24 protein-coding genes and 2 pseudogenes are annotated in these 26,244 nt (G+C 65.8%); 7 read left to right on the top strand and 19 right to left on the bottom strand.

Annotated elements, in window-relative coordinates; translation table 11 throughout:
- Positions 1 to 136 precede the first annotated feature (136 nt).
- The 13 genes from QM789_RS10340 to QM789_RS10280 form a co-directional block, all read right to left on the bottom strand.
- The gene (locus tag QM789_RS10340; protein ID WP_420351834.1) at positions 137 to 598 is read right to left on the bottom strand and encodes a hypothetical protein; all 462 of its coding nucleotides are present in this window, start codon (positions 596 to 598) and stop codon (positions 137 to 139) included.
- A 313-nt stretch (positions 599 to 911) separates the two neighbouring features.
- The gene (locus QM789_RS10335) at positions 912 to 1,979 is read right to left on the bottom strand and encodes a FliM/FliN family flagellar motor switch protein (RefSeq protein WP_420351833.1); all 1,068 of its coding nucleotides are present in this window, start codon (positions 1,977 to 1,979) and stop codon (positions 912 to 914) included.
- Between the two features lie 66 nt (positions 1,980 to 2,045).
- Positions 2,046 to 4,757, bottom strand: a complete 2,712-nt coding sequence (locus QM789_RS10330; RefSeq protein ID WP_420351832.1) for an ATP-binding protein — start codon at positions 4,755 to 4,757, stop codon at positions 2,046 to 2,048.
- 1 nt (position 4,758) lies between these two features.
- Positions 4,759 to 5,031, bottom strand: coding sequence for a hypothetical protein (locus tag QM789_RS10325; protein ID WP_420351831.1), 273 nt, complete (start codon positions 5,029 to 5,031; stop codon positions 4,759 to 4,761).
- A complete protein-coding gene (locus tag QM789_RS10320) occupies positions 5,031 to 5,405 on the bottom strand; it encodes a response regulator transcription factor (RefSeq protein WP_420351830.1) in 375 nt (124 codons plus the stop codon). Before QM789_RS10320 ends, QM789_RS10325 begins: the two co-directional genes overlap by 1 nt.
- Before the next feature lie 67 nt (positions 5,406 to 5,472).
- Positions 5,473 to 6,732, bottom strand: a complete 1,260-nt coding sequence (locus QM789_RS10315) for a short-chain fatty acyl-CoA regulator family protein (protein ID WP_420351829.1) — start codon at positions 6,730 to 6,732, stop codon at positions 5,473 to 5,475.
- Between the two features lie 264 nt (positions 6,733 to 6,996).
- Complete coding sequence (locus tag QM789_RS10310) at positions 6,997 to 7,437, bottom strand: hypothetical protein (RefSeq protein WP_420351828.1); 441 nt, start codon at positions 7,435 to 7,437, stop codon at positions 6,997 to 6,999.
- A gap of 73 nt (positions 7,438 to 7,510) precedes the next feature.
- Positions 7,511 to 8,491: an ABC transporter substrate-binding protein gene (locus tag QM789_RS10305; protein ID WP_420351827.1), complete on the bottom strand. Its 981-nt coding sequence runs from the start codon at positions 8,489 to 8,491 to the stop codon at positions 7,511 to 7,513.
- Positions 8,492 to 8,529: 38 nt separating this feature from the next.
- A complete protein-coding gene (locus QM789_RS10300) occupies positions 8,530 to 9,369 on the bottom strand; it encodes an ABC transporter permease (RefSeq protein WP_420351826.1) in 840 nt (279 codons plus the stop codon).
- Positions 9,366 to 10,229 (bottom strand): ABC transporter permease, encoded by an 864-nt coding sequence (locus QM789_RS10295; RefSeq protein WP_420351825.1) that lies wholly within the window; start codon positions 10,227 to 10,229, stop codon positions 9,366 to 9,368. Before QM789_RS10295 ends, QM789_RS10300 begins: the two co-directional genes overlap by 4 nt.
- A complete protein-coding gene (locus tag QM789_RS10290) occupies positions 10,222 to 11,007 on the bottom strand; it encodes an ABC transporter ATP-binding protein (protein WP_420351824.1) in 786 nt (261 codons plus the stop codon). The genes QM789_RS10295 and QM789_RS10290 overlap by 8 nt, the downstream gene beginning before the upstream one ends.
- Position 11,008: 1 nt before the next feature.
- Positions 11,009 to 12,463 carry a dihydropyrimidinase gene (hydA, locus tag QM789_RS10285; RefSeq protein WP_420351823.1) on the bottom strand — a complete coding sequence of 485 codons (1,455 nt, stop codon included), beginning with the start codon at positions 12,461 to 12,463 and terminating at the stop codon, positions 11,009 to 11,011.
- Between the two features lie 55 nt (positions 12,464 to 12,518).
- Positions 12,519 to 13,769, bottom strand: a complete 1,251-nt coding sequence (locus QM789_RS10280) for a Zn-dependent hydrolase (RefSeq protein ID WP_420351822.1) — start codon at positions 13,767 to 13,769, stop codon at positions 12,519 to 12,521.
- A 131-nt stretch (positions 13,770 to 13,900) separates the two neighbouring features.
- Here QM789_RS10280 and QM789_RS10275 point away from each other — a divergent pair, with 131 nt between their 5' ends.
- From QM789_RS10275 to QM789_RS10260, 4 genes and pseudogenes are all read left to right on the top strand, one after another.
- On the top strand, positions 13,901 to 14,554 hold the full coding sequence (locus QM789_RS10275; protein WP_420351821.1) for a TetR/AcrR family transcriptional regulator: 654 nt from the start codon (positions 13,901 to 13,903) through the stop codon (positions 14,552 to 14,554).
- A gap of 76 nt (positions 14,555 to 14,630) precedes the next feature.
- Positions 14,631 to 15,224 carry a TetR family transcriptional regulator C-terminal domain-containing protein gene (locus QM789_RS10270; RefSeq protein WP_420353284.1) on the top strand — a complete coding sequence of 198 codons (594 nt, stop codon included), beginning with the start codon at positions 14,631 to 14,633 and terminating at the stop codon, positions 15,222 to 15,224.
- A 153-nt stretch (positions 15,225 to 15,377) separates the two neighbouring features.
- On the top strand, positions 15,378 to 15,896 hold the full coding sequence (locus tag QM789_RS10265; RefSeq protein ID WP_420351820.1) for a hypothetical protein: 519 nt from the start codon (positions 15,378 to 15,380) through the stop codon (positions 15,894 to 15,896).
- 1,560 nt (positions 15,897 to 17,456) lie between these two features.
- Positions 17,457 to 18,154 (top strand): annotated as a pseudogene (locus QM789_RS10260) (transposase); the annotation flags it as partial.
- 373 nt (positions 18,155 to 18,527) lie between these two features.
- Here the strand turns inward: QM789_RS10260 and QM789_RS10255 are convergent.
- A complete protein-coding gene (locus QM789_RS10255) occupies positions 18,528 to 19,562 on the bottom strand; it encodes an IS110 family transposase (RefSeq protein ID WP_420351819.1) in 1,035 nt (344 codons plus the stop codon).
- Between the two features lie 16 nt (positions 19,563 to 19,578).
- Between QM789_RS10255 and QM789_RS10250 the strand changes: the two genes are divergently transcribed.
- The 3 genes and pseudogenes from QM789_RS10250 to QM789_RS10240 all read left to right on the top strand — a co-directional run bounded on the left by QM789_RS10250 (position 19,579) and on the right by QM789_RS10240 (position 21,411).
- Positions 19,579 to 19,734 carry a hypothetical protein gene (locus QM789_RS10250; RefSeq protein WP_420353351.1) on the top strand — a complete coding sequence of 52 codons (156 nt, stop codon included), beginning with the start codon at positions 19,579 to 19,581 and terminating at the stop codon, positions 19,732 to 19,734.
- Positions 19,735 to 20,112: 378 nt separating this feature from the next.
- Positions 20,113 to 20,245: pseudogene (locus tag QM789_RS10245) on the top strand (IS5/IS1182 family transposase); the annotation flags it as partial.
- A gap of 317 nt (positions 20,246 to 20,562) precedes the next feature.
- Positions 20,563 to 21,411: a bestrophin family protein gene (locus QM789_RS10240; RefSeq protein WP_420351818.1), complete on the top strand. Its 849-nt coding sequence runs from the start codon at positions 20,563 to 20,565 to the stop codon at positions 21,409 to 21,411.
- Between the two features lie 22 nt (positions 21,412 to 21,433).
- Here QM789_RS10240 and QM789_RS10235 read toward each other — a convergent pair whose 3' ends face one another.
- From QM789_RS10235 to QM789_RS10215, 5 genes are read right to left on the bottom strand one after another with little or no spacing between them, the layout of a single operon-like run.
- The gene (locus tag QM789_RS10235) at positions 21,434 to 22,465 is read right to left on the bottom strand and encodes a GlxA family transcriptional regulator (RefSeq protein ID WP_420351817.1); all 1,032 of its coding nucleotides are present in this window, start codon (positions 22,463 to 22,465) and stop codon (positions 21,434 to 21,436) included.
- Positions 22,462 to 23,448, bottom strand: a complete 987-nt coding sequence (locus QM789_RS10230) for a 4-hydroxyproline epimerase (protein ID WP_420351816.1) — start codon at positions 23,446 to 23,448, stop codon at positions 22,462 to 22,464. Before QM789_RS10230 ends, QM789_RS10235 begins: the two co-directional genes overlap by 4 nt.
- Entirely contained in the window at positions 23,445 to 24,278 is an 834-nt protein-coding gene (locus QM789_RS10225) for an ABC transporter permease (RefSeq protein ID WP_420351815.1), read from the bottom strand. Before QM789_RS10225 ends, QM789_RS10230 begins: the two co-directional genes overlap by 4 nt.
- Positions 24,278 to 25,117 carry an ABC transporter permease gene (locus QM789_RS10220; protein ID WP_420351814.1) on the bottom strand — a complete coding sequence of 280 codons (840 nt, stop codon included), beginning with the start codon at positions 25,115 to 25,117 and terminating at the stop codon, positions 24,278 to 24,280. Before QM789_RS10220 ends, QM789_RS10225 begins: the two co-directional genes overlap by 1 nt.
- The gene (locus QM789_RS10215; RefSeq protein ID WP_420351813.1) at positions 25,110 to 26,189 is read right to left on the bottom strand and encodes a quaternary amine ABC transporter ATP-binding protein; all 1,080 of its coding nucleotides are present in this window, start codon (positions 26,187 to 26,189) and stop codon (positions 25,110 to 25,112) included. Before QM789_RS10215 ends, QM789_RS10220 begins: the two co-directional genes overlap by 8 nt.
- Positions 26,190 to 26,244 lie beyond the last annotated feature (55 nt).

Below are 26,244 nucleotides of genomic sequence, written 5' to 3'. Positions count from 1 at the left end.
GGCCACCACTCCCGGGATCGTCATCAGTCGCCGTACCATGTCGTCTGCGCTTGCGCGGCTGTGAAGCTCGGCATCAAGGCTGGCGATCTGGTCCAGAAGGCGCGCCGGATCGCGCGACGCCATTGGTAGCATGCCATCATCCCCGTTGAAGATCACTGCGAGACGCCCGACCCGGTGGGGGCAACGATGCCCCGCTCCGCCAGATGCGCGCGCAGGGCGTTGGTCGTCTGTGTGCTATGGCAGGTTCCGGGTGCGGCAGGCCACCGCTGCCGCCTGCTTGGCCTCGCTCTTCACGGCCACGCATGGTCGGGCGCAAGACCGATTCCGCAATCGCCCCGGCATCGGCCATATCGTTCCGATGCGGCTTCACATAGGTCAGCGGGATCAGCCGCACTTCGTGGCCGGGATTCCCGATTGCCCGGCCGCAGTAATGCACACTGGCGAAGGTCTCCATCGCCACCACGCAAGGCAACACCGCTGCGAAAAACGTCAGACGCTGGACTCGCGACACCGCCCCGTCGGCCGCAGCGCCATGCACCTGGATCAAAGAGACGCCGAAGGCGACAAACACGCTTGGTCCAAAATCCAGACCGATCATCAACCCCCATAACGGTGCTTCAACACCCGCTACCCTGGCGCATCCAGGCCGCCGGGGGCGTCAACCCCATCGGTTACGGTTTCCCTGTCAGCCGCTGACAAAGAGCCTGCTCAGAGTCGGGGGCGATTTCGAAACGCGACGTTCCGGGCGTCCTCAAGTGATCCGTTTAGCCGCGCGGCGCCCCGAAGCATCATCGGCATCAATCCGCCCGCGTCGCTGGCCTCAATCGTGGGGCCGGCATTCCATGTGCTGCAAACTTGCCAGTTCCGGGGCATCTTGGAACGGGGCACAACTGTCCGGACAGGATCCCTGGTCAACCGGCGGCACTGCGGCGCTGCATGTAGGTGTCATGCTCCTGTGCTTCTGGTTCCTGTGGCTCGGGCGGGGTCTGTGTCGGCTGGGTTTTCTCCACCGTCGGCGGGGTCTGGGGCTTCAACGCAGGCGCGGCCCGGCGCGGCGAGGGGATGATTTCGTCATCCTCGGCCTCCGCGCCGATCAGACGCAGCGCCCGCATCCCGCTGTGCTGCCCCAGGCGTGCGAGCGACAGCATCCTCCCCCCCGCCTCAAGCCGCAGCCGCGTCAGCGCATCGGAGGGCACCGGGATCGTCATGCCGGGCTTCAATGTCATCACCGTCGACAGCGGCAGGGTGAAGCGATGCAGAACGGTGTCCATCACTGCCTGCGTCGCATTGACGGACAGTTCCATCCGTTCGGTCCAAACACGATCGGCCTGATCCTCCGCGCGCGCCGCCGCGCTTTCCCGCGCGCCCGGCGTCAGCCCGCGCTTGCCCCGGCCCTGCGCCGGAATGACCCAGAGCAGATTGCCCCGCCGTGCCCCACCCTCGCCCATCGCCAGTTCGATGGTCCAGGCGCGATAGGGCAGATCCTCCAGCAGCATCTCCAGCGGCCGCGGATCCTCCAGACAGGAGGCATAGCGAAAGCCGCTCGCCCAGACCGAAGCCTCGGTCAGGCCCATCTCCTCGTCGATCGCCATCAGCAGCGCATCGACCAGATCCGCCGCCATCGCCGCATCCGTCCGCGTCGGGCGCCGGGGTTCCGGATTGCCGCGACCCAACCGCCCGGTGGTCTGCATCTCGATGATCGCGGACAACGCCGCGGGCGGGATCGCGATCACACCAAGGGCCTCCCCCGGACCTTCGATCAGCATGAACAGGGAAAATTCCTCGATCGTCTCGGGCAGATCGGCGAGACTCAGGCGCCGTTCCCGCGCCTGCGTGACCGTCACCTCCAGCGCCAGCGTCTCGCGCATGGCCTTCGTCACGGCGAGAGAAATCGCCTTGTCGGGCGTCGCCTCCGCAACTTCGCCCGAGTTTTGTCGCCCTGCCTCGGCCTTGCGCCGCAATACCGTCTGAGCCTGCACCCGCCGTCCCCGCGTTTTCCGATGGCACCCGTCACATTCCCGGGCCTTCAGGAAAAGATTTGCAGATCAGGGTTTACGATCCGTTGAATTCGTCGCCCCGGCCAGCAGTTTTTCCGCCCCCCGCCGCTGCACCGGCAGCGTCACCCGGAAAGCGGCCCCGCCCTGCCCCGGCAGATAGTCGATGCTGCCGCCGAGGTTGCCCATGATCTCGCGGCAGATCGCCAGGCCAAGCCCGGCCCCCGGCGCCCGCCCGGTATCCCCCAGCCGGGAAAACTTCTCGAAAATCAGGGCCTGGTCGCGGCGCGCGATACCCTTGCCGTTGTCGATGAAATCGACCTTCAGACGCCCGCCCCGACGGCGCACCTCGATCCGCAGAACCCCGGGATCGGCATCGCAATATTTGCGCGCATTGGAAATCAGGTTGATGAAGACCTGCACCAGACGGTCGGCATCGGTGATGACCAGAATTCGTTCCGCCGCCGGGTCGCGGTCATAGCGGAAATCCCGCTCGGGCCGCGTGCTGGAGGCCGACTGGAGCGCGCGCCGCAGCAGGTCGTGCAGATTCGCGACCGTGATGTTCAGTTGCGCGCGGCGGTTCTCCAGCACGCTCAGATCGACAAGTTCGTCGAGCAGCCGGGTCAGGCGCCGCGCTTCCTCGTGGATGATCGAGGCATATTGCGCACGGGTATCCTCCGGCAGGCCGGGTTCCATCAGGATCTCCGAAAAGGCCCGGATCGAGGTCATCGGCGTGCGCAGTTCGTGGCTGATCTGCCCGAGGAACGAATCCTTCTGCAAGGCCAGTTCGGTCAGCTTCTCATTCGCCTCGCTGAGCGCGCGTGCGGTGCGGGCCAGTTCCCGCGATTTCGCCTCAAGCTGCGAGGAATGCTCCTTGATTTCCGCCGCTTCGCCCGCCACGGCGATCAGATCCTGCATCGACACCGACGCACCGCCTGTCAGCTGAGCCATCATCGCATGGGCCGTCGCGGCGCCCACGGAGCCCGCCAGTTCCCGTTCCAGCCGCGCGAGGAAATCCGGCGTCGGATCCGGCAGGAACCCGGCCTTGCCCTGCGCACCGGCCCGGTTCTGAAAGAACTGCTGCGCCGCCTCGGCACCCAGGATCCGCTGCGCCATCGTGAGCAGATCTTCGGCCTCAACCTGACCGCGCGCCCAGCCCTTCGCCCCCTCGCTATGGTCGAAGACATTGACGAAGGCGACACCTTGCAGCCGCTCCATCGGGTCCGGGAAGGACAGCAACGAAAACAGCAGGAAGGCGAAGGTGTTCAGCAGCAGGCTCCAGACCATCGCATGGACCAGCGCATCCATCCCGTCGAGCCCGAACAGCGCCTGCGGCCGCAGCCAGCCGATGCCGAACGGCCCCTCCGCCAGCAGGGTGACCGGCAGCAGCCCGCCGCCGCCGACCGACGGCAGGAACAGCGTATAAAGCCAGACGGCGAACCCGGTCAGCAACCCCGCCGTCGCGCCGACCCGCGTCGCGCCACGCCAGAACATCCCGCCGATCAGCGTCGGCAGGATCTGCGCGACCCCGACAAAGGCGATCAGCCCGATCGACGCCAGCGCATCCTGCCCGCCCGAAAGCCGGTTGTAGCCATAGCCGAGCGCCAGCACCCCCGCGATCGACAGCCGCCGGCTGAACAGCACGATGCCGCGCACATCCTGCGCCTCGCCGCGCCACAGCGACAGCCAGAGCGGCGTGACGATATGGTTCGACACCATCGTCGCCAGAGCGATCGCCGCCATGATCACCATCGAGGTGGCCGAGGAAAACCCGCCCAGAAACGCCAGCAGCGCCAGGTTTCCGTGCCCCTCCTGCAACGGCAGGGTCAGGACATAGAGATCGGGGTTCGCCCCCTCCGGCAGCCGCGCGAGGCCCATCACCGCGATCGGCATGACGAACAGCGTCATCCCCATCAGATAGGCCGGAAAGGCCCAGCTTGCCGTGGCCAGGTGACGTTCGTCGACATTCTCGACCACCAGCACCTGAAACATCCGCGGCAGGGTGAGAACCGCCGCCGCCGAAACGAAGGTCAATCCGGCGAAGCGGCCCGGTTGCAGCACCCAGCCCGGCGCCTCTGCCGAAGCGATGCGCGCCAGCATCTGTGCCGGACCGCCCGCCAGCCCCCAGACCACGAAGGCGCCCACCGCCAGCAGCGCCACCAGCTTCACCACCGCTTCGAGCGCGATCGCCATCACCACGCCGTGGTGCCGTTCGTTCGCGTCCAGGTTCCGCGTGCCGAACAGCACGGTGAACACCGCCAGCCCGCAGGCGAGCCAGAGCACGATGCGCCCCTGCTCCGGCGGGCCGCCCCCGTCATTCGCGGCGAAGACCCCAAAGCTGAGCGTGACCGATTGAAGCTGCAAGGAAATATAGGGCGCCGCCACGACGACGCAGATCACCGTGACGATGATGCCAAGGCCGTTCGACTTGCCGTAGCGCGACGAAATCAGGTCGGCGATCGAGGTCACCCGATGCGCACGCCCGATCCGCACCAGCTTGCGCAGCACCCACCACCAGCCGACGAAAACCAGCGTCGGGCCAAGGTAGATCGTCGCGAATTCAAGCCCCGAGCGCGCCGCATAACCCACCGCGCCGTAAAAGGTCCAGGCGGTGCAATAGATCGACAGCGACAGGGTGTAGATCCACGGGCTGCGCAGGAACCGCAACCGCCCCGCCCGCGCCCGCCGCTCGGCCACGAAGGCCACGGCGAAAAGCAGGATCACATAGCCTAGGCAGACCGCGACGAGGCTGTCGAAGGCCATCTCAGCCCTCGTCGTCCGGGGCGGAGAGGGTCTCCTCCTCAGCGTCGAGCGCGGGCGCGAGGCCGCGCGCCAGACCGAAGGCCGCGAGGATCAGCCCGCTCCAGACCGCAAAGAGATAGACCCCCGTCGCCCCCGTCCCCGGCTGCGGACGCCAGTAGAGCGGCACGAAGACCAGGATCGTGCCAAGTATCGGCAGGAGCCGCGCCGCATCCATCATCCGCCGCCGCCGATACGACCGGCGCGCGAGGAACAGCGGACGCTCGCGCCCCGCCATCAGCCGCGTCCCGCGATCGCCTCGACCGCCGCCAGCACATCGGCATTGGCGAAAGGCTTGGCGAGGAAGGCCGTCGCGCCCGCCTGTTCGGCGGCATCGCGGTCGCGCGACTGGCCCCGCGCGGTCAGCATCAGCACCGGAACCGGAGCCAGCACGGGATCCGCCCGCATATCCGTCAGGATCTCGATCCCGGTCCGGCCGGGCAGCATCAGGTCCAGCACGACGACCTCCGGGCGCAGCGCGCGCACCCGCTCCAACGCCCGCGCACCGTCGGACTCGACATCGACCCCCCAGCCCGCGCGCCCGAGAATGAACCGGATCGCCTCCGCGATATGTGGCTCATCCTCCACCAGCAGGATCCGCTTCTGCTCCATGCCGCCCCCCTTTCTTCCTGCGCGACTATCGCGGGGCGGCGGGCCGCTGTCAAACGCACGAAAGGTCTCATCCTTCGCCCGCAGGCAGGATCGACGGTTCGTGCCGCCCCCGGCAACCGGCCCGTGGACAGGTGCGGCAGGTCGTTCCCACCGGACGCGCCGCCCCCTCCGCCGGGGCCGGAAGCACCAGCATCATCGCCTCCATCAGCGCCGGCCCGTCGAAATCGCCCGGCTCTCGCGGCGCGGCGAAAGCATAGGCCAGGAACCGGCGCGGCACGCGACCCGCCATTTCCAGCACGGCGCGCACCGGCTGCATCGGCCGGTTCAGCGCCTCGTAGAGCGGCCACAGCGGACAGGCCGCGCCGAACCGGGGCGCCGTGAACCCCGGAACCGGGCGGCGCAGTGTCAGCGTGCCGGAACCGTCGCAGACCACCAGCCCGGCGGCGATCCGCCCTCCGGGCAGCGTCGCCAACCGCCGGAACACCACCCCCATCGGCACGCCGAACCGCGCGGCAAGGCGCGCGGGCTCCGGCCCGGTTTCGGACAGCGCGGCCAGAAACGGCCCCTCCGGCAGCAAAGCCGCATCCGCCCGTGCCCGCGCGATATAGTCCTCCGCGAGTTGCCGGGCCGGAGGGCTGAGGGCCGCGGGTGCTCCTTCCTCGGGCACCCCCCAATCGCGCGCCGCCAGCCAGGTTTCCAGTTCGTCGCGCGGCGCCGCGCGGCCAGTCTCGGGCGAGGCGATGCCTTCGAGATGGTGGACAAGGGCCTCCGTCGCGCCCGAAAGCCGCTGGCTCTCCTCCCCGATCGCGCGCAGAAAACGGCCGCGCCATTCCGCCTCCAGATCCTCCGTTTCGGTCAGGATCGCCGCGCTGGAGCGCAGCGACGTCACCACGGACAGAACTTCGTGCAGCGCATCGAGCAGGAACGGATCCTGTGCCAGCCGGTCGGCATAGGTTTCGACCAGCCGTTCAAGCGTGCCAACCCGGTCCTGACGTTCGGCCAGCGCGGCGGCCCATCCCGGAAACCGGCCGACGAATTCCTCGATACGGTCGAGTTCGGGCGGAACCGTCGCCCCCGTACCCGCAGCCACTTCGCGCAGCCCGTCGAACAGCGCGCTCTCCGCCCCCTCGGTCAGCGACAGCAGATCACTGCCAAGCGCCTGGGCGATGGATTCGAGCAGCGCATCGCTGACCCTGCGGCGGTTGTGTTCGATCAGGTTGAGATAGGCGGGCGAAACCCCGACACTGCGCGCCAGATCCGCCTGGCGGATCCGCAACGTGGTCCGCCGTTCGCGGATCCTGGTGCCGGTCAGGGCGGAACGGACCATCTTGCCTGCCTCCGATTTTTGCGGAATTTACAGGCTTTCCTGCCATGAACAAAGAGAATTTACATCAGTCTTCACATGGCACCATCCACGGCATCGGCTTTTCCCGCCGCCATTGCGTCATGGTCGCACAAGACGCACCCCCGGCAGCAACGTCATCGCGCCGACTCCATGTCGCTGCGTGCCCCAGCGCTTCCCCTTGCCTGTACCCCCCGTTCGACAGGGAGTCCGGCCCGCACGAATGCGGACCGCCGGTCAGGGGTTCCCCTAGTCAAATGTCCGGAAACGCGCCCCATACATCAGCGCGCGCCGGGAACAGATCTCCATCGCGTGCTGGAGCCAGTCTTCGGAGGACATTCCGGAACGCGATATATCCGCCGACAGCCTCGTCCGCCCCGAAGTGATCGCCGGGCCCATCTGCACGCCCAGCGTCCGCATCCGCTTGATCCAGAACTGCGCGGATTCGTCGAAATAACTGCCGACCGGTGCCCCTGTCGGCACGGCATCCTGCGCAACGGCAAGACAATATCCCGCCTCGACCTGGGATGACGGCGTATCGAACACATAAAGCGGCGCGGCCGCGAACTGCCCGCGCCACAGGATGTAGAACATCGTGCAGATGGCCACGACCGCCACGATCCCGATCGTCCAGGCCGTGTGCGCCGAAATCTTGTGGTCCGCCCGGATATGCGCCCGCATCTGTGCCATACTGCTTCCTCAGCCATTTCGGAGGCAGTATCGCGCCGGAAGGGTTAAGAAATCACTCCGAAGAACCGGGGCGCTATTTCAGCGCCTCATTCGTGATGTCGAGCGAATAGGCCCCCTCCGGCGCTTTCGAGATGACCGGATCCGACCCGCCCGCCAGCAGGATCTTCACCGTGCGCTCGTAATCTGCCGGATCCAGCGCGCCGTTCGACCCGGCGGTCAGCTTCGCGACCTCGGCCATCATGCGCTTCTGGTGCTTTTCGGTCTGGGCGCCGGATTCGTCGTTTTCCAAAACGATTTCCGCCGCTTCATCCGGGTTCGCCTCGGCGTATTTCCAACCCTTCATCGAGGCGCGGACGAATTTCACCATCTTCGCCTTGAAGGCCGGATCGGCCAGCTTGTCCTGCATGACGTAAAGGCCATCCTCCAGCGTGGCGACGCCTTCGTCCTCATATTTGAAGGTCACCAGTTCGTCGGGCTTGATCCCCGCGTCGATGACCTGCCAATATTCATTATAGGTCATGGTCGAGATGCAGGCCGCCTGTTTTTGCAACAGCGGATCGACGTTGAACCCCTGTTTCAACACCGTAATCCCATTCGCGGAACCGTCGGTCGGGATTTTCAGCGTGCTCATCCAGCTCAGGAACGGATATTCGTTGCCGCCGAACCAGACGCCCAGCGTCTTGCCGCGGAAATCCTCCGGCCCCTTGATACCGGTTTCCTTCAGGCAGGTCAGCATCATCCCCGACGCCTTGAACGGCTGCGCGATATTCACCAGCGGCAGGCCCTTTTCCCGCGCGGCGAGCGCCGAGGGCAGCCAGTCCACCGTTACATCGGCGCCGCCCCCCGCCATCACCTGCGTCGGCGAAATATCCGGCCCGCCGGGCATGATCTCGACATCGAGCCCCTCGTCCTTGTAAAAGCCCTTGTCCTTGGCGACATAATATCCCGCGAACTGCGCCTGCGTCACCCATTTCAGTTGCAGCTTGACCTCTTCGGCCGAAGCCGCCCCGGCCGCCAGCGCCGCAAGGGCCACGCCCATCAGGTATCTGTTCATCATCGTCTCCACTGTTGGCCCCGGTTTCTCCGGGTTGGTTAACTGCGTTGCGAGGGGTGCCAGAAGGTCACCGCCTTCTCGATCACCGTCATGATCCCGAAGAACCCGCTGCCCGCGAGCGCCGCCACCGCGATTTCCGCCCAGACCAGCGGCAGATCCAGCTGCCCGACGGCGGTCGAGATCCGGAACCCCATGCCCCGCGTCGGCGATCCGAAGAATTCGGCAACGATCGCGCCGATCAGCGCGAGCGTCGTGGCGATCTTCAACCCGTTGAACAGGAACGGCATCGCGGCGGGCAGGCGCAGTTTCAACAGGGTCTCGCGGTTGCTGGCGGAATAGGTGCGCATCAGGTCGCGTTGCAGCGCGTCCGTCGCGGCGAGCCCCGCGACCATGTTCACCAGCACCGGGAAGAACACCATCACCACCACGACAGCGGCCTTCGACTGCCAGTCGAAGCCGAACCACATCACCAGGATCGGCGCGATGCCGACGATGGGCAGGGCGGCGACGAAGTTCCCCACCGGCAGCAGCCCACGTTGCAGGAAGGGAAAGCGATCAACCATAATCGCCACCAGCACCGCCGCCCCGCAACCGATGACATAGCCCGCCAGCGCGCCCTTCAGGATCGTCTGGGTGAAATCCCCCCACAGGAGCGGCAGGCTCTCCGCGAAGCGCGCGGCGATGGCCGAAGGCGCGGGCAGGATCACGGGCGAGACGTTCAGCCCCGTCACCAGCCCCTGCCACAGCACCAGGAGCGTCACCCCGAACAGCACCGCCACGAAGGGCCGCGCCCAGCGGGCACCGCTATTGGCCACGCGGATATTGACCAGCGTCGCTGCGACCCAGAAGACGATGGCGGCCCAGCCCTGCCAGCTCATCGCGCCATCCCCATCCGTTTCAGCGTGCCCCGTTCGGCCGCACCCACCGCCGCCACCAGACCCGCCGCCAAGATCGCCGCCGCAAACAGCGCCGCCCAGATCTGGATCGTCTGGCCGTAATAGCTGCCCGACAAGAGCCGCGCCCCCAGCCCCGCCGTCGCCCCCGCCGGAAGTTCGGCCACGATCGTGCCGACCAGCGCCGAGGCCACCCCCACCTTCAGCGAGGCAAACAGATAGGGCATCGACGACGGCAGCCGCAGCCGGAAAAACGTCTCCGGCTGCGAGGCGTTATAGGTGCGCAGCAGGTCGAGCTGCATCCCGTCCGGCGCGCGCAGCCCCTTCACCATACCCACCAGCACCGGGAAGAAGCTCAGATAGGCCGCGATCAGCGCCTTTGGCAGCAGCCCCTTCAGCCCCACCGAAGCCAGCACCACGATCACCATCGGCGCAATCGCCAGCACCGGGATCGTCTGCGAGGCAATCGCCCAGGGCATCACGCTCATGTCCATCGCGCGGGAATGCACGATCCCCACCGCCAGCAGCATACCCGCCGCCGTGCCGAGCGCAAACCCCGCCAGCGTCGCCGAAAGCGTCACCCAGCCGTGATAGACGAGGCTCCGCTTCGAGGTCACCTTCTGCCCCGCGATGCCGTCCCACAGCCCCGCCACCACCTGATGCGGCGCGGGCAGGACGGGGCGCTCCTGCACCATCGTTTCGCGCAGCATCTGGCCGAAGGGCACCGTGGTCCCGGCCCGCGCCGCCTGATCCTGCACCCAGCGGCTGTTCAGCCCCACCGCCGCCGCATACCAGACCAGCACGATCACCGCGACGACGCTCAGCACCGGCAGCACCCTAGTCATAGGCGTGCCCCGCGTGCAGCCCCTCGCGCACCCGGTGGGCGATTTCCAGAAACTCCCGGCTGTCGCGGATTTCCAGCGGGCGATGGCCGCGCGGCAGCGGGCTGTCGATGATGTCGGTTATCCGGCCGGGGCGCGGGCTCATGACCACGATCCGGGTGGAGAGATAGACCGCCTCGGGGATCGAATGGGTGACGAAGCCGATGGTCTTGTTCGTGCGCTCCCACAGGCGCAGAAGCTCCTCGTTCAGCCGGTCGCGGACGATTTCATCAAGCGCGCCGAAGGGTTCGTCCATCAGCAGGATTTCGGCATCAAACGCCAGCGCCCGCGCGATGGAGGCGCGCTGCTGCATCCCGCCCGATAGTTGCCACGGATATTTCCGCCCGAACTGCCCCAGTTCGACCAGATCGAGCACCCTGCGCACCCGCTCTTCCTGTTCCGCCTTCGGATAACCCATGATCTCCAGCGGCAGGCGGATGTTGCCCGCGATGGTGCGCCACGGATACAGCCCCGCCGCCTGGAACACATAGCCGTAGCTGCGGGCCTTGCGCGCCTCGTCCGCCGACACGCCGCGCACCGTCAGCGTGCCATCCGTGGGGGTCTCCAGCGCCGCGATACAGCGCAGGAGTGTGGTCTTGCCGCAGCCCGAAGGGCCGATGAAGCTGACGAACTCGCCCTTGTCGATCGTCAGGTTCACATCCTTTAGGGCCTGCACCGGCCCGTCGCCGGTGGGGAAGATCAGGTTCAGGTGCCGAGCCTCGATGACTGGTGCCGCCGTCACGTCACACCCCGCTGGCGGGGATCCCCGCGCGCGGGACCGGGCGCGGTTCGGTCAGCGCCTTCCAGGTGGACAGCGCCCGGTTCACCGCGCCATTCGGTTCGCGCGCGACGAACTGGCCATGACCCTCGCGGGTATCGACCGTGCCTTCCGTCGCCGCGACATACCCCCGCGTCAGCGTATAGCGCGGCAGGCCGGTGACCTGCATCCCCTCGAACACGTTGTAATCAATCGAAGACTGTTGCGTCTGCGCGGAAATCGTCTTCACCGCCTCCGGATCCCAGACCACCAGATCGGCATCCGATCCGACCAGTACCGCGCCCTTCTTCGGATACATGTTCATGATCTTGGCGATATTGGTCGAGGTCACGGCGACGAATTCGTTCATCGTGATCCGCCCCGTCCGCACGCCCTGCGTCCACAGCACCGGAAGACGTTCCTCCAGCCCGCCGGTGCCGTTCGGGATTTTCGTGAAATCCCCGACACCGTAGCGTTTCTGTTCGGTGGTAAAGGCGCAATGGTCCGTCGCCACACAGGACAGCGTGCCAGAGGCCAGCCCGGCCCAAAGACTATCCTGATGCTTCTTGTTGCGGAACGGCGGCGACATCACCCGCCGCGCGGCATGGTCCCAGTCCTTGTTGAAATATTCGCTCTCGTCCAGCGTCAGGTGCTGGATCAGCGGCTCGCCATAGACCCGCTTGCCAGCGAGCTTCGCGCGCCGGATCGCCTCATGGCTTTCCTCGCAGGAGGTATGCACGACATAAAGCGGCACCCCCGCCATATCGGCGATCATGATCGCGCGGTTGGTGGCCTCGCCCTCGACCTGCGTCGGGCGGGAATAGGCATGGCCTTCGGGCCCGCAGTTGCCCTCGGCCAGCAGCTTCGCCGACATCGACGCCACGATGTCGCCATTCTCCGCATGGACCAGCGGGATCGCCCCCAGTTCCGCACAGCGCTTGAACGAGGCGAACATCTCTTCGTCGTTCACCATGAGGCTGCCCTTGTAGGCCATGAAATGCTTGAACGAATTGATCCCGCGTTCCGTGACGGCCTTCATCTCGTCAAAGACCCGTTCGCCCCACCAGGTGACCGCCATGTGAAAGCTGTAGTCGCAATTCGCCTGCGCGGCCTTGTTGTCCCATTTCTTCAGCGCATCGAGCAGCCCTTCCCCCGGTGCGGGCAGCGCGAAGTCGATCACCATCGTCGTGCCGCCCGCCAGCGCGCCGCGGGTGCCCGCCTCGAAATCATCCGCCGAATAGGTGCCCATGAAGGGCATTTCCAGATGCGTATGCGGGTCGATCCCGCCCGGCATGACATAGCATCCCGTTGCATCCAGAACCGTATCGCCCTTCAGCTCCGGCCCGATTTCAACGATTTTGCCGCCCTCGATCAGGACGTCGGCCTTATAGGTCAAATCCGCGGTAACGATGGTGCCGTTCTTGATGACGGTGGTTGCCATGACGCGCTTTCCTTCCTGTTGTCTTCAGATGTGGCGGGGCCGAAACCCCTGCCCGTCACGCAACGACTTCGGCCGTTTCCAGAACCGCATGCAGCAGCACATCGGCCCCGGCGGCGGCCCATTCGGGGCTGATCTCCTCGGCCTCGTTATGGCTCAACCCGCCGACGCAGGGGCAGAAGATCATCGTCGCGGGGGCGACCTTCGCGGCCCAGCAGGCATCGTGCCCGGCGCCCGAAACGATGTCCTTGTGACTGTAGCCGAGCTTCTCCACCGCATCGCGCACCCGGCCCACCAGAACCGGATCGAAGGTCACCGGGTCGAAATGCCCGACCGCCTCGACCGCGCAGCCCACGCCCAGATCCGCACAGATCTGCGCCGCGCGGGATTCGATTTCCGCCCGCATCTGGTCGAGCTTGGCCTGATCGACGGTGCGGATGTCCACGGTGAAGACCACTTTCCCGGGCAGCACGTTGCGCGAATTCGGGCTGAAGGTCACCTGCCCCACGCCGCCCACCGCATCGGGCTGCGCCGCCATCGCGACCTCCTGCACCATCTCGAAGATCCGCGCCATGGCAAGGCCCGCATTCACCCGCATCGCCATCGGGGTCGATCCGGTATGGGCCTCCTTCCCGGTCAGGGTGAATTCCAGCCACCACAGCCCCTGCACATGGGTCACGACGCCGATGGTCTTCGCCTCGGCCTCAAGGATCGGGCCCTGTTCGATGTGATATTCGAAATAGGCGTGCATCTTGCGCGCGCCGACGGGTTCCGTGCCCTTCCAGCCGATCCGCGCCAGTTCCTCGCCATAGGTCTTGCCGTCCAGATCCTTGCGCGCATAGGCGTAATCAAGGCCGATCTCGCCCACGAAGACGCCCGAAGCCAGCATGGCGGGCGCGAACCGCGCGCCTTCCTCGTTCGCCCAGTTTGTCACCACGATCGGGTGCTTCGTCCGGATGCCAAGGTCGTTCAGCGAGCGGATCACCTCCAGCCCGCCCAGAACGCCCAGCACCCCGTCGAACTTGCCCCCCGTCGGCTGGGTGTCGAGATGCGATCCGATATAGACCGGCAGCGCATCGGGGTCTTCGCCCGCCCGGGTCGCGAACATGGTGCCCATCTGGTCCACGCCCATCGTCATTCCCGCCGCCTCGCACCAGCTCTGGAACAGCGCGCGGCCCTCGGCATCGGCATCGGTCAGGGTCTGGCGGTTGTTGCCGCCCGCGACGCCGGGGCCGATCTTCGCCATATCCATCAGGCTGTCCCACAGGCGCGCGGAATTGATGCGGAGGTTCTCTCCGGGTGCAGACATCGCTTTTACTCCCTGTCGGCTTCGGGGCTGAAACACCCACTTGCGACGAATCTTTTTCTGACCGTATGGTCAGGTCGAGGGGGCCATGTTCTGACCATTCGGTCAACGAGAAACCTGCCACAGGGGCCTGAATGGACGCCATTCCCACCGAGAAACGCCCAAAAACCGGGCGCCGCGAAGCCAACCGCCGGGCGACCGAGGAGGCGATTCTGAACGCCGCCGAAACGGTCTTTGCCGAGGCCGGTTTCGGCGGGGCGACGATGCAGGTGATCGCCACGATGGCGGGCCTGCCGAAGGCCAACCTGCATTATTATTTCGCCACGAAGGAGGAGCTTTACCGCAAGGTGGTCGAGCGGATCTTCGGCATCTGGCTCGAAGCGGCTTCGGCGATGGACGGCGCTTCGGGCCCGGCCGAGGGGATCGGCGCCTATATCGACGCGAAGATGGAGATTTCGCGCCGCCACCCGAACGGGTCGAAGGTCTGGGCCTCCGAGGTGATGTATGGTGCGCCGGTGATCCAGGACTATCTGGAAACGACGCTGCGCGACTGGACCGCCGGGCGCGCGGCGGTGATCCGGCGCTGGATCGCCGAAGGCCGGATGGCGGATGTGGACCCGGCGCATCTGCTTTATATGCTCTGGGCGACGACCCAGCATTACGCGGATTTCAACCATCAGATCGAAGTGCTGAACGGCGGCCCGCTGAGCGATGCGGATTGGCAGGCAGCCAAGAAATCCGTCCGGCAGATCATCCTGCGCGGTATCGGCTGTTTGCCGGATGGTTGAACCGATAGTTCCCCTGCGGTATAGCGCCGCCGATTGCGGAGGTAGCCCCTTGGACGAACAGCGCCACTCCCGGCCGATGACGCGGATCCAGCGCCGCAATACGGAGGCGATTCTGGAAGCGGCGCTCGACGTTTTCTCGTCGCAGGGGTTCCGGGGATCGACGCTCGACCAGATCGCGCAGGCGGCGGGGCTGTCGAAGCCGAACCTGCTTTATTATTTCGCCTCGAAGGAAGCGATCCATGCGGAACTGCTGGCGGGATTGCTGGACATCTGGCTTGCGCCGCTGCGCGCGCTCGATCCTGCCGGGGATCCGCAGGCTGAAATCATCGCCTATATGCGCCGCAAGCTGGAGATGAGCCGCCAGATGCCGCGCGAAAGCCGCCTCTTTGCCAACGAGGTTCTACAGGGTGCGCCGCGGATCAACGACGTGCTGTCGGGCAACCTGAAGGCGCTGGTGGACGAAAAGGCGGCCATCATTGCCGGATGGGTCGCCGAAGGGCGGCTGGCGCCGGTCGACCCCTATCACCTGATCTTCTCGATCTGGGCCCTGACGCAGCATTACGCGGATTTCGAGGTGCAGGTGCGCTCGGTCCTGGGGCCGGAGCGCGATCCCTTCTCCGAAGCGGCCGGTTTTCTCGACAGCCTTTTCGTGCGCCTGCTGAGCCGTTAAACGAATCGGTGCCGGAAAGCCGGAATTTTCACATGGCGATGGGAAGAAAATACCGGCTTTCCGCCGGGTATCGCCGCTGTGGGTCGATTCCCTTCACGGTTGCGTAACTTTCTGCGCCTAGGTTGAGATCATACCTTAGTTTGGAGTATTCGGATGGACCGGATTTCTGGGATTTTGCCTCAGATCGGTTGGTCACCGGCGATGGCCCCGGTGACGGCCGAAAAACCCCCTGCAACAACGGTGGAAGCTGTCGCCGCCTCGTCCAGTGTCGAAAGCGGCCTGGGTGCGGATGTCGACACGCAGACCGAAAACGATCGCGCGGCGTGGATTTCGGCACAGCTGCGCAAATCCGGAAAAAGCGCCGAATCCACGGTGCTCGCCAAGGTTCAGGAGGATATCGACCCGAACGAACCCGTCGGCCCCCCTCCGACCTTCGAGATATCTCCGCTCGAAGCGAAGGCCGCCGAATTGAGAAAGCCGGAGCCCGTAGTGGCCAAAGATAAATCGAGCGTAATACCGGCAGCAGCCGGAGTAGAAGAACAGGAAGACTTCGCGAAACAGAATGTGTCGCAACTGCAACCGGACGAGAGCCGGACTGCGGGCAACCCACAAACGGAATGGCAAACGCTGGATACCGTCGCGCCCGGGCAAAGCCTGGACCTTCTGCGATGAAACAAATCCATGCGGCCCGACAGAATGTCGAGCAGTCGGAAGACCCCATTCACAACACGGAGGCCCCGCGCGTTGCGCGGGGCCTTTGGCATCCTACGATCCAAGCCGCCGGGTGACCTTTTCAAGGGGCCAGATTTGCCGTGATGTTTGGGAGTGTCGTGAATTGGCGCCTGCCCGGACAGTTCCAAGGCGGTCCCTACGGTCAACTGCCTGAGCACAGGCGGTCATCGTGACTCCTGGGTATGAGCGATTTGTTCTGATTGACCGATGCGCAGGCTGACCGGTTGCGATCGTTCTTTGCGCTCTATCTGGACAAAATCCATATTGGTGATCGGCGGATGTAATGCGAGATACGATAAATACAACGCAATATGTTGATCTGAGGACATGCGCTGCGCGACCGTAACCCATCGACTTGAGGGAAAGCGTCCCATGTTCCGGGGGGCTGACCAGCGCAGGGCCATAAGGCTGTGCGGGCCAGTTTTGATGAGAGCCCGGTGGTCGTTGACCACCAAGGCAGGCCAATCACAAGACTATCGGGTATGTCACATCGCAACCCGTACCTTCATCGGGGGAAGGATATTCAGCACTCCCAAACCTCGCCCTCTTCGATGATGCGCAACAAGTATTTTAGCGCCGGAAATCTGGCCCTTCCGCGCGTGGCACAGCGACCGGCCGGGTCTTACCGGTCGGCATGAAGGGCTGGCCCTGTCCGTGCGTGGCACAGCGCCAGAACCGTTGGGTCCGTCTGGGAGATCGGCTCCGGTGCCGGTTCTGCCGCCACGTCGATCCGCTTGACGATCAGGAGGCCCCGCGGGCAACATGGCCTTTGATCACGACGCGATCTTGCAGCCCCCTCCCCGGACCGATGCCGTTCCCCGCGATTGTCAGCCGAAGCGGAAACCCGCGACAGCTTCCCACGCGTTGACCAGTTCGGCGATTTTCGGTGGCGGTCGCGGGACTGCCCCTCCAACTGGTTTAAGCACAGCCTCCGCGCCCAGTGGCACCTCCCGCAATACCCTGACCGTGATGTCGTGGTTCAGCGACATCCCGGCAATAATGCGCTGTCCTGCGCGGGATCCGTGTCGTCTCGCATACTGAGGCACCGTCTCCGGCGCCGGGCAGAAGCTGGCTGTTCCCGCCCGAAATCGGCGGAGCTGGTGCTGGGCCTCTGACTGCTGCGGAGGCGCGGCCACATGGGAAGCCCGGCGGTTCCCTACCGTAAAAGCGTTCCCGCTGATCCGCGACGTCATGATCCTGCCCGGATGCGCGGGACACCAGGCCCGCGAGTTATCGTCCGCGGGCGTGGTATAATTTCGGGGCCGCTGACGGAGTGATCCCGGGTGGCCATCGAAGTGTAGGATTGAGGTGGAGTTTCGACGCTTCAACCTGAGCCCGATGACCAGGACCACCATGGACCTGTCCGGGCTTCTGGCCAGGCACCATCAGGGCGACTTGTCTCACGCGGCATCGCCGAGGCCGTTCCTCTGCTGATCATGGAATTCAAGCGTGAAGTGACCGCTCCAGTGGAGCAATCATAGCGAAGAATGATATGGAAGGCTCATCGGCGCCGCTCGGCATGAGTGCAGTGGCGACCGCACGACGCAGGCCGCAATGGGTATCGAGAGCGCGCTCTCGATACCCGTTTGGCACGCTGAACCTGAAGGTGCCGAAGCGCAAGCAGGGCAGCTATTTCCCCGGCTTCCTCGAAGCCCGCAAGACCTCGGAGCAGGCGCTGGTGGCCGTCATTCGGGGTGCGCCACCGGTTCGAGACCGCTGGCGAGCGGGATCGGTGGCGTCTCTACCCGCCGCGTCGACGAACTGGCGCAGGCTATGGGCCTCGGCGGCGTCCGGCTGGTGATCAGCGATGCCCATACCGGGCTCAAAGCCGCCATCGCCCGGGTCTTCGAGGGTGCAGGCACTGCCTGCACGGCAGCGCTGCCGCGTTCACTGGATGCGCAATGCCCTGGCGTTCGCCGTTGGGCTCGAACCGATGGCGCCTCGATGGCTCATTCCGTGCAGAGCACACCGTCGTCGCCGCCGCGATCCGGCAGGCCTTCGACCAACCCGACCGCGCACATGCCGGCGAAACCTGGCGCAAGGTGTCCGAACAGCTGCGCCCCCGATGGCCCAAACTGGCCGACCTCATGGAAGCCAGCGAACACGATGTGCTGGCCTATGTGTCCTTCCTCCGCCAGCACCGCACCAAGCTTCACAGCACCAACATCGAGCGGCTGAACAAGGAAGTGAAGCGCCGATGTCGTCGGCGTTCGGGCATTCCTTCGGACCGGTGGCAGTCATGCCCTCACTCCCGAACGAGCCCTCCATCATGCGCCTAATTGGCGCCGTGCTCTTCGAGCAGAACGACGTGTATGGACCACCTCGTCCTTGCAAGGGTTTTCTGCGACAATGGGCCTACCGGTGCTTGCGGTCGTGTATCCGGCCTGTTCTCGCGGCGATGCTGCCGCTGGCCTTGATGGTTTCCGCGGATCGGCGGCCAGACAAATGGACGAGCTCACGCAGGCTCGCATCGTTTCAGGGACCTTTGCCGAACCCCGGTTGCCCGGGTCTGCCATCATCGCTTGCTTCCCTCGCAAGCCAACGCCGCTGTGTGGGCGACGCAGGTCTTCGTCAGGCGGCGACCATGAATGTCGCCGGAAGCCTGTAGGCTTCTTCGCGCCGGATCATGGCCCAGAGCACCCGCGCCGTCTTGTGCGCAACGGCCACCGATGCGACATTGACCGGACGCCTCCCGATCAGTGCCTGCAACCAGGGCCGCGGTTTCACGCCGCGCCTGAAACTGGTGCCGACCATCGCCCTCGCGCCATGGATCAGCAGCGTTCGAAGATATCGGTCTCCTCCCTTGCTGATCCGTCCGATCCGCTCCCGGCTCCCACTCGCCGAGATGCGTGGCGTGAGGCCGAGCCAGGCCGCGAAGTGCCGGGCCGTGGTGAATTGCGACGCATCACCAATCGCTGCGATCAAGGCGGTCGCCGTGATGGGTCCGACACCTGGGGCGGTGGCCAGACGCTGGCTCACTTCGCTGGCCTTGTGCCAAGCAAGGATCTCATGGTCGACGGCGTCGAGCCTTTGCGTCAAGGTATCCAGGTGTTCGAAAAGAGCATCGAGCGCGACCCGTGCTTCCCGTGGCAGCACGTCTTCGTTCGCAGCCTCCATGTCCCTGCGCAGGGTCGCGATCCGGCACATGCCCTTGGGCGCGACGATACCGAACTCGCTGAGCAGCCCGCGCGCAGCATTCACGCTGGCTGTCCGCTGTCGGACCACGAGTGACCTGACACGATGCAGGGTCAGAAGTCCCTGACTTTCCTTCGACTTAACCGGAACAAAGCGCATGTTGGGCCGTCCGACCGCCTCACAGATTGCCTCCGCGTCGGCGGCATCGGTCTTGTTCCGCTTTACATAGGGCTTTGCGTATTGGGGTGGGATCAGGCGAACCTCGTGGCCGAGAGCCATCAACTCCCGCGCCCAGTGGTGCGCACTCGAGCATGCTTCCATGCCGACGAGGCAGGCTGGCAGGCCCCCGAAAAAGGCGAGCAACTCTCCGCGCCGGACACGGCGCTTCAGAACGGCGTCTCCACGGGCATCAACACCGTGGATCTGGAAAATGGACTTGGCGAGATCGAGACCGATGGTTGTGACGGACATTGCAGGCTCCTGGTTGATGGCAAGGACCAGCCTACATCGCGGAGAGATCAAGGAGGTGGTCCATGCCATCAAGTGGCAGACCGCCAGCCGCTACATGATGGTCGAAGCCTTCGCACAGATCGACAAGGAGGAGATCGACCCAATTCTCAACATAACCACAAAGGCCGCCTGATCAGGCCACCCGGGAAATCACACCACCTTGACGGACAGGACCATTCCTAAGGCTCGGTGCCAGCCAATCTGGCGCAACCCTTGAACGGAGAATGCCGCAGGAGAGGCCACCTATCCAGTCAGCGCATTCCGAGATCGTGGGGTCCAGGAGCGATCCGGCGGATGACGGATATATCCGCTTGCCTGCGGAAGGGGTAATCAGTCCGACCTGAACAACCCGGAAAGTGTTGATATTGTGTGATGATCTATCAGTTTTATTGACGGTGGATCGCAGGGTTTGGCAATCTGGACGCAGAAACCCTGCAATTTCCGGCCAGCGACGAAGCCCCATTCCCGCGCTTCCGAACAGGATGATCTTCTGCGCCCCAAGCTGGAGGACATGATCAATCCGCGCCACGAGTTGGTGACGCTCGCGGCGCGGATCGACGGGGAGTTCTTCGGGAAGGAGCGGGCCGGGTTCTTCCCCTCGGACAGGTCGCCCCGCAACGTCACCGCACCTGATCGCCGCCATCAGCACCGGCGCATGCGGGGAAACGGGCCAGTCTGGCGCATTGGCGACAATCGCGGCAAAGGGCCAGCGGGCGATGATACGGGGACTGGCCGCCGGATCGTCGGGGCGGAAAGTCTCGTCATTCCGCTTTCCCCGAGGATCAGGCCGAAGTGCGATTGACAATCCGCCCGCCCGGGTTTCTGGGTACGGGGTTCTGTCCACGCGGAAACATCGCATGCCCTGCCCCGAACCAACCGAAATCACCCCGCATGCCCGGCGGCCAGAATCCCTTGCGGCGGCCAGAGCGCGGCGGAACCGTTACCCCGAAGGGATCACGGCATGATCGTGCGCGACCGTCCGAATGCGCTGAGGCTGTTTTTCGTCGTCAAGGGCGCGCTGATCCAGCGGATCTGGCCGCAACTCCTTGGCGTCGGGCTGCTGTCCACGGCGATCGTCGCGGCGCATCGGCAGATGCCGGGCCTTGTGCCCGGGGTGAATCCGGCGGCCTTCGCGTTGATCGGGGTGGCGATCTCGATCTTTCTCAGCTTCCGCAACAATGCCAGTTATGACCGCTGGTGGGAGGCGCGCAAGCTCTGGGGCCAGATCATCGAGACCTCGCGCAGCATCGCCCGGCAGACGGCGGTTCTGAGCCCCGATCCGGAGCGCCGCGCGATCCTTGAGAATGTCATCGCCTTTGCCCAGACCACGGTTCATCAGCTGCGCGGCAAGCCCCGGGGCCCCGCGCCCGATGCGATCCTGTCCGATACCGCCGTCACGGTGGCGCGGCTGCTGCGCGCGGGGCGGCTGGATCAGGTCGAGGCGCTGGCGCTGAACGAAAGCCTCAGCCGCCTGACCCATGCGCTGGTCGGCTGCGAGCGGCTGGCCAATACGCCGGTGCCGTTTCCCTATACGCTGCTGCTGCACCGCACCGCCTATATCTTCTGCTTCATGATGCCCTTTGGCCTCGCCGACAGCCTTGGCTGGGCGACGCCGCTGGCCGTCATGCTGGTCGCCTACAATTTCTTCGGGCTCGATGCCTTGGCCGAGGAACTGGAGGAGCCCTTCGGGACGATGCCCAACGACCTGCCGCTGAGCGCCTATGCCACCGTCATCGAACGGCACATGCGCGCCGCCCTGGGGGATGAGTTGCCCGAGGCCCCTGCGCCGAAGGATTATGTGCTGACCTGAAAGCAGTTGTGGCCCTGTCCGGTCAGCCCCTGCCCCGCCGTTCCTGCGCAAAGCTGGTGAACGCCTGCGGGGAGGAGCCGAACTTCGCGCGGAACCCCTTGGAAAAGGCGGATCGCGACGAATACCCGCAGGCGATGGCGACATCCATCACCGACATGTTGGTTTCCGCCAGCAGCATCCGCCCGCGTTGCAGGCGCAGGTCGGCGGCGTATTGCTGCGGCGTCACGCCAAGATGCTGACGGAACAGGCGCTGGATCTGCCGCCGGGTCACGCCGGCATGGCGGGCGCAGCCTTCGAGGTCGAAGCCGTTCTCGACCTCGGCCTCGATATATTCCGCCGCGCGTACCACCGCCGGGTTGCGCGTCGCCAGCCGCGCGGCGAGCGAGGTAAACTGCCCCTCGCCCTCGCGCCGCGAACTGGACAGCAGGCACATTTCCATCACCGCCTGCGCCAGACGGGTGCCGAAATGCGTGGAGATCAGGTTGAGCGCAAGGTCCGCCCCCGCCACCCCGCCCGCGCAGGTGATGATCCGGTCATCCAGGCAGAACACCTGCCGCAGGGGGTCAAGGTCCGGGAAGGTTTCGCGAAAACCGGGGATGTTTTCCCAATGCAGGGTGAAGCGGCGGCCTTCCAGTATCCCGCCCCGCGCCAGCGCATAGGCCCCGGTGCACAGGCCCCCCACCGTCCGCCCGCGCCGCCATTGCGTGCGGATCCAGCTGCCAAGCGCCGGACGCATCGTCGTCTCGGGCGTGACCCCGCCGCAGATCAGCACACAGCCCGGCTCCGCCTCGGCGGGCAGGGGCGCGTCGGGGGTGACGGGCACGCCGCTCGAACTCTCGACCGGTTTGCCGTCCTGCGTGCAGATGTTCCAGCGAAACAGCGCCCGCCCCGCCAACTGGTTCGCCACCCGGAAGGGTTCGAGCGCCGAGGTGAAGGCCAGCAGCGTGAAGCGCGGCACCAGAACGAAGGTTACAACCACCTGCGCCGCGCCCTCGGGCACCGGCACATGCGCCGCGCCGGGCGCGACGAAGCGGCTGTCGCAGCGCGCCGTCATGGGATCAGGAAGCCCTTGAACAGCGGGTCGCGGTCATCGACGAAGATCGTGTTGTGCCCGGTGATCCGCGCCCAGGCCCCAAGGCTCGGGCGGATGCCGTCGTAGGGGCCGACGGGGAGGGTTTCCTCGATCCGGCCTTCAAAGATCGTGCCGATCGGGCTTTCGTTGCGCCAGGTCGCGCCGGGGGCGAGCCGCCCCTTGCCATATAGCTGCGCCATCCGCGCCGAAGTGCCGGTGCCGCCCGGCGAACGGTCGATGGCGCGGTCGCCATAGAATACCGCGCCGCGCCCGTCGCCCCCAGCCCGCGGCGCATCGCACCAGATCGCGTGATGCAGGCCGTGGATTTCCGGGTTTTCCGGATGCACCGGGTCCACATCGCGCAGCGCATGCAGCAGCCGCTGGCTCAGCGAAACCGTCTCCGCCGCCGTGGTCAGGCCGGGCCAGTTCGCCTGCGGCTCGATCACCGCGTAGAAATTGCCGCCATAGGCGATATCGACGGTGAGCGGGCCAAGCCCCTCGACCTCCGCCAGCAGATCGCGCGCATGCAGATAGCTCGGCACGTTGAACATCCGCACCGAGGCCACGCGGTCGCCCTCCATCTCATAGCGCACATCGACCCGCCCCGCCGGGGTTTCGAGCGACAGGACACCGGGCACGCGCGGCGTGACCAGCCCCTCCTCGATCAGCACGGTAGACAGGCCGATGGACCCCGCCCCGCACATCGGCAGGCAGCCCGAGACCTCGATGAACAGCACGGCCACGTCGCAATCCTCGCGGAAGGGCGCGTAGAAGATCGCGCCCGACATGATGTCATGGCCGCGCGGCTCGAACATCAGGGCGGTGCGGATCCAATCGTGATCGCGCTGAAACAGGGCGCGGCGTTCGGCGATGGGCAGATGCGGCAGCAGCGGCCCGCCGCCCGCCACAACCCGGACCGGATTGCCGCAGGCATGCGAGTTGATGCAGAAGAACGTCCGTTTCATGCCCGGCCCCTTTGCAACGCACCTTTTGAGAGCCGGTCGAGCAGCAGCGCCACCGCGACGATGGCAAGCCCCGCCCGCAGGCCAAGGCCCATTTCCATTCGTGTCAACCCGCGTGTCACTTCGGCCCCCAACCCCCCGGCGCCGACCAGCCCCGCCAGAACCACCATCGCCAGCGACATCAGGATGCACTGGTTCAGCCCGACCAGCAAGGTGGGCATCGCGGTCGGGATCTCGATCTTGAACAGCACGGAGCGGGGGCTGGCGCCGATGGCGGCGCCGAGCTCGGTAAAGGAGACCGGCACCTGCCGGAAGGCCAGAGTCGTCAGCCGCAGCATCGGCGGGATGCCATAGACGATCGTCGCCATGATCGCGGGCACACGGCCCAGGCTGAAGATCATCACCGCCGGGATCAGATAGACCCATGGCGGCACCGTCTGCATCACGTCCAGAACCGGGCGCAGTACGGCCTCGATCCGCGGCCTGCGCGCCGCCACAACACCCAGCGGAAAGGCGATGATCACCGACAGGATCACCGAAATCGTCACCAGGGCAATGGTCTGCATCGTCTGCGTCCACAGCCCCATCAGCAGCGCGAAGCCGAGGCAGAGCACCACCAGCACCGCATGACGCCAGCCGATCAGAAGCAGCACCGCAAGCGCCGCGACGCCGATCACCACCGGCGCGGGGAAATACAGCAACAGCCATTCGACCGCGCCGAGCGCCCCCTCCACCCCCCGGCTGATCAGCGCGAACAACCCGTGGAAATTGGCGTTCAGCCAGTCGATCGCGGGCGCGACCACCGCACCCGGGGAAAACGGGATCAGATCCATCAGTTTTTCTCCTGCGCGGGCACAAGGCTCTGGGTGATGCGGTCGATGATCATCGTCAGCACGACGATGGCAATGGCGGCATCGACGGAGCGGGCGATGTCCAGCGTGCGGATCGCCTCGTAGATCGTGCGGCCAAGGCCCCCGGCGCCGACGATCCCGGCGATGACCACCATGCCGAAGGCCATCATCAGGCCCTGATTGATCCCCGCCATGATCGACGGCAGCGCGAAGGGCAGCCGGATCTTCGTGAACATCTGCCAGCCGGTCACGCCGCTCGCCGCGCCGAGTTCGATGAAATTCCCCGGCACCTGCCGGATGCCGAGCGCGGTCAGCCGGATCACCGGCGGCATGGCGACGATGATCGTCGCGACCAGCGCCGTGGCCGAGCCAAAGCCCAGAAGCGCGATGGCCGGCAGCAGGTAGATATAGGGCGGCAGGGTCTGCACGAGATCGAGCACCGGCTCGATCAGCCGGTCGAGCCCGGTCATATATCCCTCCAGAACCCCGAGCGGCAGCCCCAGCACCAGCGCCACCGCGACCGCCGAAATCACCAGCGCCAGCGTGTCCATCGTCTCGGGCCAAAGCCCGATCCCCCAGCACAGCAACAGCCCCGCCAGCGCCATCACCCCAAGCGCGCGCCCTGCCGCCCACCAGCCGATCAGCCCGACCGCCACCGCAACCGCCCAGGCGGGCGGCAGGCTGACCGCCGCCAGCACGGCGCCGTAGAACGCATCGAGCCCCGCGCGGATGCCGTCGAAAATGAAGGCCGCGTGATCGCTCAGCCAGAACAGCGCGTCATCGACCACCTGGTCGAACCCGTCGATGAACCCCTTAGCCATGGGCGGCCACCGGGGCTTCGCGCAGGCTCAGAAGCAGGTCGCGCATCGTCACCGCACCCAGGATCCGCCCATCCTCGACCACCGCCAGCGCGCCCTGCGCCGTTTCGGTGATCTGCCCGATCAGCGCGGCCACATCGGCCTCGGGGCTGGTCTGGGGCAGGATGTCGGGCGCAAGTTCGGGGTGGTGTGCGCGGAACGCATCAATCGGGATCATCACCGAATGCGCCTTGACCAGATGCACCCGCGAAATCCCCGCCACGAAATCCGCCACATATTGATCGGCGGGGTTCAGGATGATCTCCTCCGCCGTGCCGGTCTGGATGATGGCGCCGTCCTTCATGATCGCGATCCGGTCGCCGATGCGGATCGCCTCGTCGAGGTCATGGGTGATGAACACCGCGGATTTGCCCAGCTCCTTCGTCAGTTGGCGGAATTCGTCCTGCAACTGGCGCCGGATCAGCGGGTCGAGCGCGGAAAACGGCTCGTCCATCAGGATGATTTCCGGGTCCGAGGTCAGCGCGCGGGCCAACCCCACCCGCTGCTGCATGCCCCCCGACAGTTCCGACGGGAAACGGTCGAGCCAGTCCGACAGCCCAACCTTGGCCAGCGCCGCGCGTGCCGCCGCCAGACGTTCGGCCTTCGCGACGCCGCGCACCTCAAGCCCGAAGGCGGTGTTTTCCAGAACCGTCCGGTTCGGAAGCAGCGCCACCGCCTGGAACACCATGCCGATATGGCGCGCCCGCATCTCGCGCAGCCGCGCGGTGTCGAGCTTCGCCATATCCTCGCCCTTCACCATGATCCGGCCAAGGCTCGGCTCGATCAGCCGGTTCAGCATCCGGATCAGCGTCGATTTGCCCGACCCCGACAGCCCCATGATGCAGAAGATCTCGCCCCGCCGGACCTGCAACGTGGCCCCCGAAACGCCCACCACGCAGTTGAACCGCTTCAGCACATCGGCCTTGCTCGCGCCCTCGTCGGAGACGGCGCGGATGGCGGCATCCGCCTTGTCGCCAAAAATCTTCCACAGCGACTGGCAGTCCACCAGCACTTCGGATCTGGTCTCGTTCATCATTCCGCTTTCCCTGCTGTCTGTCGGCCGACGCCCCACCCTCGCGGGGCGCCGGATG

It is taken from the genome of Paenirhodobacter sp. (assembly GCF_047600745.1).
Classification (GTDB): Bacteria; Pseudomonadota; Alphaproteobacteria; order Rhodobacterales; family Rhodobacteraceae; genus Rhodobacter.
This window is presented reverse-complemented; position numbering and strand designations above follow the sequence as displayed.

Excerpts from the sequence above, each read along its gene's own strand:
- QM789_RS10225 (WP_420351815.1), bottom strand. The coding sequence starts at position 24,278 with ATGGATCTGATCCCGTTTTCCCCGGGTGCGGTGGTCGCGCCCGCGATC.
- QM789_RS10250 (WP_420353351.1), top strand. The coding sequence starts at position 19,579 with ATGGCAAGGACCAGCCTACATCGCGGAGAGATCAAGGAGGTGGTCCAT.
- QM789_RS10255 (WP_420351819.1), bottom strand. The coding sequence starts at position 19,562 with ATGTCCGTCACAACCATCGGTCTCGATCTCGCCAAGTCCATTTTCCAG.
- QM789_RS10240 (WP_420351818.1), top strand. The coding sequence starts at position 20,563 with ATGATCGTGCGCGACCGTCCGAATGCGCTGAGGCTGTTTTTCGTCGTC.
- QM789_RS10215 (WP_420351813.1), bottom strand. The coding sequence starts at position 26,189 with ATGATGAACGAGACCAGATCCGAAGTGCTGGTGGACTGCCAGTCGCTG.
- QM789_RS10265 (WP_420351820.1), top strand. The coding sequence starts at position 15,378 with ATGGACCGGATTTCTGGGATTTTGCCTCAGATCGGTTGGTCACCGGCG.
- QM789_RS10300 (WP_420351826.1), bottom strand. The coding sequence starts at position 9,369 with ATGAGCTGGCAGGGCTGGGCCGCCATCGTCTTCTGGGTCGCAGCGACG.
- QM789_RS10280 (WP_420351822.1), bottom strand. The coding sequence starts at position 13,769 with ATGTCTGCACCCGGAGAGAACCTCCGCATCAATTCCGCGCGCCTGTGG.
- QM789_RS10270 (WP_420353284.1), top strand. The coding sequence starts at position 14,631 with ATGACGCGGATCCAGCGCCGCAATACGGAGGCGATTCTGGAAGCGGCG.
- hydA (WP_420351823.1), bottom strand. The coding sequence starts at position 12,463 with ATGGCAACCACCGTCATCAAGAACGGCACCATCGTTACCGCGGATTTG.
- QM789_RS10320 (WP_420351830.1), bottom strand. The coding sequence starts at position 5,405 with ATGGAGCAGAAGCGGATCCTGCTGGTGGAGGATGAGCCACATATCGCG.
- QM789_RS10310 (WP_420351828.1), bottom strand. The coding sequence starts at position 7,437 with ATGGCACAGATGCGGGCGCATATCCGGGCGGACCACAAGATTTCGGCG.
- QM789_RS10230 (WP_420351816.1), bottom strand. The coding sequence starts at position 23,448 with ATGAAACGGACGTTCTTCTGCATCAACTCGCATGCCTGCGGCAATCCG.
- QM789_RS10305 (WP_420351827.1), bottom strand. The coding sequence starts at position 8,491 with ATGAACAGATACCTGATGGGCGTGGCCCTTGCGGCGCTGGCGGCCGGG.
- QM789_RS10330 (WP_420351832.1), bottom strand. The coding sequence starts at position 4,757 with ATGGCCTTCGACAGCCTCGTCGCGGTCTGCCTAGGCTATGTGATCCTG.
- QM789_RS10295 (WP_420351825.1), bottom strand. The coding sequence starts at position 10,229 with ATGACTAGGGTGCTGCCGGTGCTGAGCGTCGTCGCGGTGATCGTGCTG.
- QM789_RS10235 (WP_420351817.1), bottom strand. The coding sequence starts at position 22,465 with ATGACGGCGCGCTGCGACAGCCGCTTCGTCGCGCCCGGCGCGGCGCAT.
- QM789_RS10315 (WP_420351829.1), bottom strand. The coding sequence starts at position 6,732 with ATGGTCCGTTCCGCCCTGACCGGCACCAGGATCCGCGAACGGCGGACC.
- QM789_RS10275 (WP_420351821.1), top strand. The coding sequence starts at position 13,901 with ATGGACGCCATTCCCACCGAGAAACGCCCAAAAACCGGGCGCCGCGAA.
- QM789_RS10340 (WP_420351834.1), bottom strand. The coding sequence starts at position 598 with ATGATCGGTCTGGATTTTGGACCAAGCGTGTTTGTCGCCTTCGGCGTC.
- QM789_RS10325 (WP_420351831.1), bottom strand. The coding sequence starts at position 5,031 with ATGGCGGGGCGCGAGCGTCCGCTGTTCCTCGCGCGCCGGTCGTATCGG.
- QM789_RS10220 (WP_420351814.1), bottom strand. The coding sequence starts at position 25,117 with ATGGCTAAGGGGTTCATCGACGGGTTCGACCAGGTGGTCGATGACGCG.